The organism is Rhodococcoides kyotonense (genome assembly GCF_001645385.1).
GTDB classification, from domain to species: Bacteria; Actinomycetota; Actinomycetes; order Mycobacteriales; family Mycobacteriaceae; genus Rhodococcoides; species Rhodococcoides kyotonensis_B.
The window spans coordinates 734309-746804 of sequence record NZ_LVHI01000012.1; the positions used below are offsets into that span (position 1 = coordinate 734309).

Annotated in this window: 12 protein-coding genes; 2 read left to right on the plus strand and 10 right to left on the minus strand. The window is 65.0% G+C overall.

The genetic code is table 11. From position 1 onward, the window contains the following. Positions 1-1116 carry an NAD(P)H-dependent flavin oxidoreductase gene (locus A3K89_RS11525; protein WP_068425396.1) on the minus strand — a complete coding sequence of 372 codons (1116 nt, stop codon included), beginning with the start codon at positions 1114-1116 and terminating at the stop codon, positions 1-3. Continuing rightward, positions 1117-2751 carry an acyl-CoA synthetase gene (locus A3K89_RS11530; RefSeq protein WP_068425398.1) on the minus strand — a complete coding sequence of 545 codons (1635 nt, stop codon included), beginning with the start codon at positions 2749-2751 and terminating at the stop codon, positions 1117-1119. It abuts the gene before it with no gap. A gap of 57 nt (positions 2752-2808) precedes the next feature. Here A3K89_RS11530 and A3K89_RS11535 point away from each other — a divergent pair, with 57 nt between their 5' ends. After that, on the plus strand, positions 2809-3618 hold the full coding sequence (locus A3K89_RS11535; protein ID WP_068425401.1) for a crotonase/enoyl-CoA hydratase family protein: 810 nt from the start codon (positions 2809-2811) through the stop codon (positions 3616-3618). A gap of 21 nt (positions 3619-3639) precedes the next feature. On the opposite strand, the gene A3K89_RS11540 is transcribed toward A3K89_RS11535, so the two are convergent. Beyond that, entirely contained in the window at positions 3640-4386 is a 747-nt protein-coding gene (locus A3K89_RS11540) for an FAD-binding oxidoreductase (protein WP_068426194.1), read from the minus strand. A 30-nt stretch (positions 4387-4416) separates the two neighbouring features. Beyond that, positions 4417-5571: a globin domain-containing protein gene (locus tag A3K89_RS11545; RefSeq protein WP_068426195.1), complete on the minus strand. Its 1155-nt coding sequence runs from the start codon at positions 5569-5571 to the stop codon at positions 4417-4419. 343 nt (positions 5572-5914) lie between these two features. On the opposite strand from A3K89_RS11545, the gene A3K89_RS11550 reads away from it, so the two are divergent. Then, a complete protein-coding gene (locus A3K89_RS11550; protein ID WP_174551423.1) occupies positions 5915-7048 on the plus strand; it encodes a nitric oxide synthase oxygenase in 1134 nt (377 codons plus the stop codon). 42 nt (positions 7049-7090) lie between these two features. On the opposite strand, the gene A3K89_RS11555 is transcribed toward A3K89_RS11550, so the two are convergent. From A3K89_RS11555 to A3K89_RS11580, 6 genes are all read right to left on the minus strand, one after another. Further along, positions 7091-7426: a hypothetical protein gene (locus A3K89_RS11555; RefSeq protein WP_068425403.1), complete on the minus strand. Its 336-nt coding sequence runs from the start codon at positions 7424-7426 to the stop codon at positions 7091-7093. Positions 7427-7519: 93 nt separating this feature from the next. Continuing rightward, positions 7520-7933 (minus strand): heat shock protein transcriptional repressor HspR, encoded by a 414-nt coding sequence (locus tag A3K89_RS11560; RefSeq protein WP_068425406.1) that lies wholly within the window; start codon positions 7931-7933, stop codon positions 7520-7522. Next, positions 7933-9111 (minus strand): molecular chaperone DnaJ, encoded by a 1179-nt coding sequence (gene dnaJ, locus A3K89_RS11565; RefSeq protein WP_068425409.1) that lies wholly within the window; start codon positions 9109-9111, stop codon positions 7933-7935. Before dnaJ ends, A3K89_RS11560 begins: the two co-directional genes overlap by 1 nt. A 31-nt stretch (positions 9112-9142) precedes the next feature. Next, positions 9143-9778, minus strand: coding sequence for a nucleotide exchange factor GrpE (gene grpE, locus A3K89_RS11570; RefSeq protein ID WP_068425412.1), 636 nt, complete (start codon positions 9776-9778; stop codon positions 9143-9145). Beyond that, the gene (dnaK, locus tag A3K89_RS11575; RefSeq protein ID WP_068425414.1) at positions 9775-11619 is read right to left on the minus strand and encodes a molecular chaperone DnaK; all 1845 of its coding nucleotides are present in this window, start codon (positions 11617-11619) and stop codon (positions 9775-9777) included. The genes grpE and dnaK overlap by 4 nt, the downstream gene beginning before the upstream one ends. Before the next feature lie 248 nt (positions 11620-11867). After that, positions 11868-12365, minus strand: coding sequence for a hypothetical protein (locus tag A3K89_RS11580; RefSeq protein ID WP_068425416.1), 498 nt, complete (start codon positions 12363-12365; stop codon positions 11868-11870). Between the last annotated feature and the right edge of the window lie 131 nt (positions 12366-12496).

Sequence of the window (12496 nt, forward strand, 5' to 3'; positions counted from 1 at the left end):
CTACCGCAGCTTCTCGAGTCGGCTGACGGCCTCCTCGAAGCCGGCGACCAGCTCGTCGACGACGTCGGCGACGGGTCTGATCTCGTTCATGCGGCCGACGATCTGCCCGACGGGCATCGCTACCACCTTGGAGTTCCCCGCCCTGTCGATGCGTTGATGCGCCTCGCTGACCAGGATGTTCTGCAGCGGCATCGGTAGCGGATCGGGCGCATCCGGGGCGCTCCAAGCGTCGGTCCACTCGGTCTTGAGGAGCCGGGCGGGCTTACCCGAGTAGATCCGCGTGCGGACCGTGTCGCTCGACGACGCCGCCAGCAACGCCTCCTGCATCGCCGACGGCTTACCCTCCTGCCGAGCGCCGAGGCGGTATTCCGCGGTGGTCAGCCACGCCGATCCCATCCACACCCCCTGCGCACCGAGCGCGAGCGCGGCCGCGACCTGGCGTCCGCTACCGATGCCGCCCGCCGCCAGAACGGACGCGTCGCCTGCCACGGCGTCGACGATCTCGGGCAGCAACACCATCGATCCGATCTCACCGGTATGACCCCCTGCTTCGTACCCCTGAGCGATGACGATGTCGACGCCGTTCTCCACGTGTCGACGTGCGTGCTCGGCCTTGCCCGCCAGCGCCGCGACCGGCACCCCGTGCTCGTGCGCCTGTCCGATCACGTCGGTCGGCGGAGACCCCAAGGCGTTGGCGATCAACGCGATTCGGTGCTTCAGTGCGACGTCGACGTGTGATCGCGCAACCGAGTGCAACCATCCGAGCACGCCTTCGTTGCGCGCCGAATCCGCTCCCAGCGGCGGGATTCCGAGGTGTTCGAGCGTGCGATCCACGAAAGCCCGATGTTCCGGCGGTATCAACTGATTCAGATCGACGGCTGCGCCCTCGGTGGGTACCTTCGCCGGCATCACGATGTCGACGCCGTACGGCTTTCCTTCGGTGTTCTCGTCCATCCAGTTCAGTACTTCGTCGAGTTCGTCCGGGTCGTTGAAGCGCACACACCCCAGAACGCCCAGGCCACCCGCCCGACTGATCGCGGCCGCGACATCTTCCGACGGCGTGAAACCGTATATCGGATAGTCGATTCCGAACTTCTCGCAGAGATCTGTGTGCATTCAGCTGCCTCGTGTCGCAGTCGTCAGTGAGTTCGTCTCGTCGGCCGGGCGCGCCTCGGTCTGTTCGGACGCCCATCGGTAGTCCGGTTTTCCTGCAGGCGAGCGCTTGATCTCGTCGACGAACCACACCGCACGCGGAACCTTGTATCCCGCAATGACTTTCCGGGCTTCGGCGTCGAGTTCGGCCAACGAGGGCCGATTCTCACCGCGAGCCTGCACGACGGCGGCGACCGTGTGACCGAGGCGATCATCCGGCACGCCGACGACGATGGCGTCGAACACTTCCGGGTGCGATTTCAATGCGCCCTCTACTTCCTCGGGGAACACCTTCTCGCCGCCGGTGTTGATCGACACCGAGCCACGGCCCAACATCGTGACGGTGCCGTCGGCCTCGACCTGCGCGTAGTCACCGGGGATCGAGTACCGGACACCGTGGATCTCCTTGAACGTCGCCGCCGTCTTCGCCTCGTCCTTGTAATAGCCGATCGGGATATGCCCGTGTCGCGCAAGCAATCCCGTCTTTCCGGACCCAGGTTCGACGGGATGGCCGTCGTCACCCAGCACCGACGTCGACGCGTCGATTTTCACCCGCGGGCCACCCGTGTGCTCGGTTCCTTTCGCGACGACGCCGAGACCACCGAAGCCAGTTTCGGACGAGCCGATCGAGTCGGTGATCATTCGATTGGGCAGCAGTTCGAGGAATTTCTCCTTGATGCTCGGCGAGAACAGGGCTGCACTGCTTGCCATCAGGTACAGCGTCGACAGGTCGTACGGGGTGCCGTTCGGTCTGCCCGAGGTGAGGGCGTCGAGCATCGGTCGCGCCATTGCGTCGCCGGTGATGAAGATCAGGTTGATGCCGTGCTTGTCGACGAGCTCCCAGATCACGTGGCCGTCGAAATCGGGATGCAGCACGGTCTTTCCGCCACCGAACAAGCTCTGGAAGGTGGCCCACTGCGCGCCGCCGTGGATCATCGGCGGGATCGGCATTCGCGTCATGGCCGGGTTGGCGGCGCCCATTTTCGCGAGATCCCACTCGTCGTCGAGATATTCGCCCGTCATGAAATTGATGCCGCCTCCGAGCACGCGCCAGACGTCTTCCTGACGCCACATGACGCCTTTGGGACTGCCGGTCGTGCCGCCCGTGTACAGCATGTAGATGTCGTCGGGGCTGCGCTCGCCGAAGTCCCGTTCGGGAGAGGACTGCGCGAGCGCGTCGTCGTAGGTGACCTGTTCGCCGTCGCCGTCGATGACGACGGTCGTCGTCAACTGCGGGCACGTCGGCAGCACCGCAGCCACCTTGTCGCTGTAGCGCCCCTCGTGGATCAGAGCCACCATGTCCGAATTCTGGAAGATGTACTGTAACTCGTTCTCGACGTATCGATAGTTCACGTTGACGACGACGGCGCGGATCTTGAACACCGCGATCATCGCCTCGATCGCTTCGATTCCGTTGCGGCTGTAGACCCCTACCTTGTCGCCGGGCCCTACGCCCTGTTTCTGCAGGTAGTGAGCCAGCCGGTTGGTGCGGTCTTCCATCTGCGCGTAGGTGATCTCCCGATCTCCACACACCAGTGCGACCCGGTCGGGAACCAGGTCGATTGCATGCTCCACGAGGTCTGCGATGTTGAGGGCCACGCATCGAAAATAGAACGTGTTACTGTTTCTGGCAATAGCCGAGGATGGGGGATTTCGATGACTTCCACAGCGTCACCTACCGAGGCCGCGCACGCCCTCGTCGAGAAGCGCGGACACGTCCTGATCGTCACGATGAATCGACCCGAGGCGCGCAATGCGCTGTCCGGCGAGATGATGACGATCATGCGTGACGCGTGGGATCGCGTCGACTCCGATCCGGACATCCGCGTCGCCATCCTGACGGGCGCCGGTGGCGCGTTCTGTGCCGGTGCCGACCTGAAGGCGATGACGTCGACGCATCCCGGTGACAGCTTTCGCGGTGGTGGATGGGACCTGTCGAAGATCGAGGCATTGCTCAAGGGGCGACGACTGTCCAAGCCGTTGATCGCTGCCGTCGAAGGACCTGCGATTGCGGGCGGCACCGAAATCCTGCAGGGCACGGACATTCGCGTCGCGGGCGAGAGCGCGAAATTCGGTGTCTCCGAGGCGCGGTGGGGCCTGTTCCCGCTCGGTGGCTCGGCGGTGCGCCTCGTTCGCCAGATCCCGTACACCGTCGCGGCAGATATCCTGTTGACGGGCAGGCACATTCGGGCCGACGAGGCTCTGCAGATCGGACTCGTCGGCCACGTCGTACCCGACGGCCAGGCGTTGACGAAAGCTCTGGAGCTCGCGGATCTGATCGCAGCGAACGGACCTCTGGCCGTTCAGGCCATCCTGCGCACCATCCGCGACACCGAAGGGATGCACGAGAACGACGCATTCGAGGTGGACGCGAAACTCGGCGTCGCCGTCTTCCAGAGTCAGGACGCCAAGGAGGGGCCGAGGGCGTTCAGCGAGAAGAGGGCGCCGAGGTTCGAGGGTCGGTAGGGCGCTCCGCGCACGGGTGCGTCAGCGCAGAATCGCCTCTTCCGGGGTTCCGTTCTCGAGAAGCGCGCTCACCGTCGCCGCTTCCATGCCCGGCGAACCGCAGACCAGGACCTGATGGTTCGCGAAGGGTTCCTGCACGCCGATCACGTCGGCGAGACTGCCTTCCCAACAGTGTTCCGGCCCGAAAAACGCTGCGGCCGAACCCAACTCGGCTCGAATGGCGTCGTTGAACCGATCCGGCCCCCACGGGTCGTCGAGCTGATCGACGACGGGGACCACCGTCAACCACGGCAATTGCGATACCAGGATCCACAGCAGATCCGACGCGTACAGATCGCGCGGAGACCGTCCTCCGACGTACAGCGTGACGTTCGGCGGTGACGGCCTTCGCGACAGATCGAGGATCAGCGAGCGCATCGGCGCCAAGCCGGTGCCACCGGCGATCATGACGACGTCACGCCCCGAGTCGTCGACATGCAACGCACCACCCGGGTCGCTCAGCTGCCAAACGTCCCCTGGCCGAGTGTCGTTGACGATCGAACCACTGACCCATCCCGCCGGAACTGCCCGGACATGGAACTCGAGTTTTCCGTCGAGCGACGGGGGCAGAGCGGGTGAATAACGCCGCGAGACTCGTGGATTCTGGGGGACGACGACCTCGACGGACTGACCCGGACTGAACGGAACTGCGTCTCCGACGAGACGGACCACGGCCAGATCGTTGCGTAGGCGGTGGTACTGAACCACCTCGGCGTTCCACGTCTGCATGGGCACCCAGCCTACAAGTGCGGCTGCGCACTACCAGGGATCGTGATGCACGCTCGACAGATCGACGCCGCCTGCCTGGAGCCGGAACTTCGTGGTGTTGATCATCGACGGCGAACCGACGATCTGAATGTCGCGCCCTTCCCATCGACCGAACTCGGCGACCGTCTGGCCGATCTGCCCGACGATCGGCGCGGTGTCGAAATGGTGGCCGTCGTGCATGTACCACCACGGGTCTTCCTCGGACTCGACGATGCCGACGACCGAAAGCCACGGATTGGTCGACGCGATGTGCAGAAGCGTCGGCAAGTCGTATAGATCGCACGGATACTTGCCGGCGACGAACAGGTGCACGCGGGCGTTGTCCGTGCGCGACGCCATCTCCATCAGCTGCGCTCGGATCGGTGCGATTCCCGTTCCCGACGCGATCAGCAACCGGTCTCGCCCCTCCGCCGCCGTGTGACGCGTCATGCTCCCCAACGGCGAGCCGAGCGTCCACCGGTCGCCGATCGCGGTGTTCGCGACGATGGCCGGACTGACCCAGCCACCGGACACGCGTCGTACATGAAATTCGATCTGTCCTTCGGCGTTGGCCGGTATCGCGGGCGACAGGTATCGCCACATACGCGGCCGGCTCGGAATGGACACACTGACGTACTGCCCAGCGCTGTAATCCATGGGTTGGTCGAGCTGCAGGCGGACGATCGACACGTCGTCGAGCACGCGGATGTGATCGACGACGGTGCCGTGCCACATCGGCGGTCCCTCGTCGGCGTTCGCGCCGTCCATCATCGCTCCCGCGATGACCGCGATGGCTTCACGCCAAGCGGAGTCGACGTCGTCGGTCCAGAGTTCGGTACCCGCGAATTGCTCGAGTGCGGAGATGAGGGCGTTGCCGACCGCGGTGTAGTGGGCATCGGTGACGCCGTACTTGCGATGGTCACGACCCAGTTGAGCGAGAAACGGAAGAACGCGATCGAGTTCTTCGAGCTGGTCGACGACATGTGCGATCGCGGAGACCAACCTGTCGCGCTGGACGTCCATCGCTGCGGGAAAGAAGTCGCGCGCCTCCGGGTTGCGGGCGAACAGGATCGCGTAGAACGAACTGGTCAGCTTCTCGGGCCCACCCTCGACCGCCGCGACAGCCTTGAACGAGGCTCTGACAAGCGAGATCGCGCGAGCATCCATTGTTCGAAGTCCCCAATCCGCGCCCAGACGCGGGAAGTCGGCATTCTCGATCACCGTCTGTCGAACGCGGAGATCGAAGGTCGATCCGGAGAGTGTAGCTCAGCACGGTGATGCCGACCGGACGAAAACAGACCGTTCACCCCTGTAACACAAGATTCTCCGAACGACCTCGCCGGATTCCGCGGACGAGCCGACCGTGCATTCGAATTCTCGTGCGGCGCATCGTTTTCGGGCTTCCACGTCCTGGCCGAAGGCCCTAGGATCTGCGGGGTCCTTCAAGATCGACTTCTGTACCGAGCGAAACGGGGGTTTGCGCATCGTGACTGTCGCTGTCGGGGCGAGCCTGCAAGACCGGAACGAAAGTAGACAGCACGAAGAACTCGACCCGGATCGAGTGCGTCGACTTCGTGAATGCGCAGAATTCTTCGACGCCCCGGAGTTGGCGCATCTGCGTCCGAGCCGCAAGGCCGAAGCGCTCACCGAGCTCGCGAACACCGGGACCTACCTGCAGACACCGGAGGAAATCCTCGTCGGCGCCAAACTGGCCTGGCGGAACCACGCGCGATGCGTCGGACGCAAGCACTGGCGCACCCTCGAGCTGATCGACGCGCGACACGCGACGACAGCGCACGAGATCGCCGACGCATGCTTCGAACATCTGCGTCGCGCAACCAACGGCGGAGCCCTCAAGTCGATCGTCACCGTGGGCCCACCGCCGCTGCCCGACGGCCGTGAATATCGCATCGTCTCGCCTCAGCTGATCCGGTATGCGGGATACGACGACGGCAGAGGAAAGATCACCGGTGATCCCGCTCACATCGAGCTCACCCAACTTGCCATGCGGCTCGGGTGGCGTGGTGAAGGCTCACGGTTCGACGTTCTGCCCCTGATCGTGTCCACGCCGGACGAACCGCTGCGATGGTTCGAGATCCCACGCGATCTGATCCTCGAAGTCGACTTCGTTCATCCCAATTACCAGTGGTTCGCGAAACTCGGACTCAAATGGCACGCGGTGCCCGCGGTATCCAACATGGACCTCGAAATCGGTGGAGTCCGCTACCCGTGCGCGCCGTTCAACGGCTGGTACGTCAACACCGAGGTCGGCGCCCGGAACTTCAGCGACCAGGATCGGTACGACATGCTGCCGACCATCGCGAAGAAGCTGCGCCTCGACATGCGCTCCGACCGCACCCTGTGGAAGGACCGTGCGCTCGTCGAACTCAACCGCGCCGTGATCCACAGTTTCCGTGAGGCGGGCGCCTACATGGTGGACCACCACACCGTCGCGAAGCAGTTCGTGGACCACGTCGACCGCGAAGCCCAGGCGGGCCGCGCATGCCCGACGGATTGGACGTGGGTCAATCCGCCGATGTCGTCGGGCATCACCCCGACGTTCCACCGTCTGTACGACCCGCCGGACATGGACATCCGGCCGAACTTCGTGTCCCGTGGCGCATCGGGCTGCCCGTTCTCCTGAGCTGCGGGGGCCGGGGCTCGCTGCGGGGGGCATACCGCGGGCTTACCGCGCAGGTTGCTGCGAACGCGCAGGTTGCAACCTGCGCAGCAGCTGCAACGTGCGCAGACGGGCCGAGACAGCGAAACCCCGCGCCCACCGCGGACTTTTCAGCGAACGCGCACGTTGCAACCTGCGCAGCTGTTGCAACGTGCGCAGCAAGGCAAAGAGAGCGAAACCCCGCGCCCACCGCGCACGTTGCAGCGAACGCGCACGTTGCAACCTGCGCAGCTGCTGCAACGTGCGCAGCAAGGCAAAGAGAGCGAAACCCCGCGCCCACCGCGCACCTTTCAGCAAACGCGCACGTTGCAACCTGCGCAGCTGCTGCAACGTGCGCAGCAAGGGCCGAGGGAGGGAAACTCCCCGCCCACCGCGCACCTTTCAGCAAACGCGCACGTTGCAACCTGCGCAGCAGCTGCAACGTGCGCAGCAAAGTCAGCGCTGGTTGCGCGGCTTCCAGACGACGAGGGCGTTGCGCTGCACCGGGACGAGATCGCGTCGGTAGCCGGCGTGAACATCTGCCAACTCCTGCGCGAGCTCGGCTACCCGCGCCTGCAGTGCCTCGACCTGGTTGGTCAGCTCGATGATGCGCTTGATGCCCGCGAGGTTGACGCCTTCGTCCTGCGACAGCCGCTGAACTTCGCGAAGCAGCGCCACGTCTCGCGGCGAGTACCGTCGCCCACCGCCGTTGGTGCGGTGGGGTGTGACGAGCCCGAGCCGGTCGTAGGTACGCAACGTCTGCGCGTGCATGCCGGCGAGCTGTGCCGCGACGGAGATGACGAACACCTGCGCGTCGGGATCAGCGTGGCCGGGCCCCTGCGCGCCGGAGCCGGGAGGGGGAACCGTCATCATGCACCTGCCCACCCGGCCCGCGGGTCGAATCCGCTGGCCTTCTCTGCTTCCAGATAGGCATGCAAGGCTTCGGTGGCCGGATCGTCGAGCTTCTGCGGCACCGCGACCTTGACCGTGACCATCAGGTCACCGGGTGTTCCGGCCTTCTTCGGAACGCCGCGTCCACGCACACGCAGCACGCGGCCGTCGACCGTTCCCGGCGGAACCTTCACTCCGACGCGGCCGTCGAGCGTGGGGACGGACAGCGTCGTCCCGAGCACGAGCTCGCCGTAGCTGACCGGGACCGTGACCGTCAGGTCGTCGCCGGTGCGTCCGAAGACCTTGTCGGGCCGGACACGGACGGTGACGTACAAATCGCCCGACGGTGCTCCACGCAGCCCGGCTTCGCCCTGGCCTGCGAGGCGGATCTTCTGGCCGTCCGAAACTCCTGGTGGGACGCGCACGGTGATGGTGCGCGTGCGGTTCTGCACACCGGTTCCGCGGCAGTCGTCGCACGGGTCGTCGATGATCGAGCCGGTTCCGCGGCAGTCGTCGCACGGCTCGCTGAATCCGAACGCACCCTGGTTGCGGTTGACGACGCCGGCGCCGTTGCACCTCGGGCACACCCGCGGACTGGTTCCGGGCTTGGCCCCGCTGCCGTGACACGTGGTGCACGACGACGGGCTCGTGAGCCGCAGCGGAACGGTGACGCCCTGGGTGGCCTCGCGGAAACCGAGAGTCGTCTCGGTTTCGACGTCGCTGCCACGCCGCGGCCGATTGCTCGCGGTGCGTTGCTGGCCACCGCCGCGATTGAACAAACCACCGAACAGGTCGCCGATGCCGCCGTCACCGCCGCCTTGACCGAAGATGTCGCCGACGTCGAACGTCTGTCCGCCACCACCGAACCCGCCTGCGCCTGGATTGAACCCACCGCCACCGCCGCGACCGAAGCCGCCCGACGCGAACAGCCGTCGAGCTTCGTCGTATTCCTTGCGCTTGGCCGGGTCGGTCAGCACGGACTTGGCCTCGCTGACGGCCTTGAACCGCTGCTCGGCCTCGGCGTTGCCCGGGTTGGCGTCGGGATGGTTGTCCCTGGCCAACTTTCGGTACGCCTTGGTGATTTCTTCCGTGGTGGCGCTGGAGGAAACGCCCAGCTCCTTGTAGAAGTCCTTCTCGATCCACTCCCGCTGGCTCACCGGGCGTTTCCTCCTCTCGCTCTATTTCTTTTTACTTCTCCTCGGATGCATCGGCATCCGATTCCGCAGCTGTTGCCGGGACTTCGTCGACCACGCCCACCATCGCGGTACGCAGGACCTTGTCGCCGAGCTTGTAGCCCGGACGCATCAACGTCCCGATGACCGGATTGCTGCCGTCGCCCTCGTGGGAGACGGCCTCGTGGATCGCCGGGTCGAACGTGTCGCCGACGACACCGAACGTCGCGAGACCGATGTTGGTGAAGACACCGGCCAGCTTGTCGGCCACCGACTTCAGCGGACCCGTCTCCAGGTCGCCGTGCTGACGCGCGCGCTCGAGGTCGTCGAGAACGGGAAGCAGCTGCGATACGACGGACGCCTTGGCGTTGTCGATCACCGACTGCTTGTCCCGATCCGTACGACGGCGGTAGTTGGTGTACTCCGCCTGCAGACGCTGCAGATCCGCGGTGAGCTCTTCGACCTGCGTGTCACGCGGGTCCTGCTCGTCCTCCGCGATCGCTTCTTCCACCGAGCCGGGCTGCGGCGCAGCCGCGGTACCCGCCAAGGGTTCCGCTACTGCGTCGCCGTCCCGTGCTTCACCGGTCTCGCGATCCACCTTGCGCTTGTCGACATAGGTGACCGGTTCCTGCTCGGTGTTCTCCGAGCTCACTTCTTCTCCGAATCGTCGGCAGGCTCGTCCACGACCTCGGCGTCGACGACGCCGTCGTCGGCTGCCTGAGCGCCACCGTCGGCGCCGCCCTGCTCCTTGGCCTGAGCCTCGTAGATAGCGGTTCCGAGTGCCTGCGACTCGGTCGACAGCTTCTCGACGGCCGTCTTCACAGCCGCGATGTCACTACCGGCGAGAGCCGACTTGGCCTCTTCGATGGCCGTCTCGACGCGTCCCTTGAGCTCTGCGTCGACCTTGTCCTCGTTGTCCTTGACGAACTTCTCCGTCTGGTGGACGAGGGACTCGGCCTGGTTGCGGACCTCGGCCTCTTCGCGACGCGCCTTGTCCTCTTCTGCGTGCGCCTCGGCGTCCTTGACCATCCGGTCGATCTCTTCCTTGGACAAGCCGGAGCCGTCCTGGATCTTGATCGTGTTCTCCTTGCCGGTGCCCTTGTCCTTGGCCGTGACGTGCACGATGCCGTTGGCGTCGATGTCGAAGGTGACCTCGATCTGCGGCACCCCGCGCGGAGCCGGCGGCAGCTCGGTCAGCTCGAAGGAGCCGAGGAGCTTGTTGTGCGCGGCGATCTCACGCTCACCCTGGAAGACCTGGATCTGCACCGACGGCTGGTTGTCGTCAGCGGTGGTGAAGGTCTCGGATCGCTTCGTCGGGATGGTGGTGTTGCGCTCGATGAGCTTGGTCATCACGCCACCCTTGGTCTCGATGCCGAGGGACAGCGGCGTGACGTCGAGGAGCAGAACGTCCTTGACCTCACCCTTGAGTACGCCGGCCTGCAGAGCAGCTCCGACAGCCACGACCTCGTCCGGGTTGACGCCCTTGTTGGGCTCGCGTCCGCCGGAGAGTTCCTTGACGAGCTCGGAGACGGCGGGCATACGCGTCGAACCACCGACGAGCACGACGTGGTCGATGTCCTTGACGGCGATGCCGGAGTCCTTGACCACTGCCTGGAACGGCGCACGAGTGCGGTCGAGCAGGTCGGAGGTGATCTTCTGGAACTCGGAACGGCTGAGCTGCTCGTCGAGGAACAACGGGTTCTTGTCCGCGTCGACCGTGATGTACGGCAGGTTGATCGAGGTGCTCTGGCTGGAGGACAGTTCGATCTTGGCCTTCTCGGCAGCCTCACGCAGACGCTGCAGCGCCATCTTGTCCTTGGTCAGATCGATGCCGTTCTGAGCCTTGAACTTGTCGACGAGCCAGGTCACGATGCGCTCGTCCCAGTCGTCGCCACCGAGGTGGTTGTCGCCGGACGTCGCACGGACCTCGACGACACCGTCGCCGATTTCGAGCAGCGAGACGTCGAACGTGCCGCCACCGAGGTCGAAGACCAGAATGGTCTGCTCGCTGTCGCCCTTGTCCAGGCCGTATGCGAGAGCAGCCGCGGTGGGCTCGTTGACGATGCGCAGGACGTTGAGACCGGCGATCTGGCCGGCTTCCTTGGTTGCCTGACGCTGCGCGTCCTCGAAGTAGGCGGGCACGGTGATGACCGCGTCGGTGATCTCTTCGCCCAGGTAGGCCTCGGCGTCGCGCTTCAGCTTCTGCAGCGTGCGCGCGGAGATCTCCTGCGAGGTGTACTTCTTGTCGTCGATCGACGTCGTCCAGTCGGTGCCGATGTGGCGCTTGACGGAGCGAATCGTGCGGTCGACGTTGGTAACCGCCTGGTTCTTCGCGGGCTGGCCGACCAGCACTTCACCGTTCTTGGCGAAAGCGACGATCGACGGAGTGGTGCGTGACCCCTCGGAGTTGGCGACCACAACCGGCTCGCCGCCCTCGAGGACGGACACGACCGAGTTGGTGGTCCCGAGGTCGATACCGACCGCACGAGCCATAGTGTTTCCTCCTGTTTGTAGCTTGGTCTGATTCCTAGCTGAGCGAACCGCACTCAAGTCTGCCCCGACGGATTCGGATCCGTCAACTCGGACTTGAGCCTGGTCCACTCAAGGCTGTCGAAAGGCTCAACGGAGGGGTCGGCGCGTTTGTTCCCGCGGCTCACGAAAATTGTTCGACATGGCCCGACACAGCACTGCGCCGCGACGGGCATACCCGTCGCGGCGCAGATTCGGTGAAAGCTCGTAATCTAGGCGTCGGCCTCGTCGTCGACCTCGGGCGCGCAGTTGATGCTCAGCAGGCCGACGGCGATGTTGTTCGGGTACGCGGCGTCGAGCTGCGGGCTGAACGCTGCCGCACCGCCGGGACGCGAGACCCACTCGGTCAGCTCGCTCGGGACCGTGTAGGTCACCTTCTCGCCGGCCTCGATGACCTCCTCGTTGAAGACACCGGGCGCATCGGGGAACACGGCGAAGTTGGTGGCGACGTTCGCCGCGTCACCCTTGCCCACGTTCTCGACGTCGATCGTCAGAGCGGCGAACAGCCCCTCCTTGCCCTCGACAGGCACGCACTTGGTTCCGATGGCCACCGCGAGGTCGGGCGACTCCGGCATCGACGATCCGAACGGCGCGGGTGCGGGCGCCTCTTCTTCCTGAGCCGACGCAACGGGTGCCAGCGCGACCGCACCGACGGCGGCGGCGAAGACGGCCGTCGAGGCCATGACTGTGGTGCGGGCAAAGCGACGCATATGTGACTCCTGTGACTGAAGTGAAGGTTGTTGCGACTAACTATTACCTACATCAATCAGACATTCCACACCGAACGGTCTCGATTGGGTGACGCTTCAAGCACCGAACGTCACGGCTTACAACGATGTAA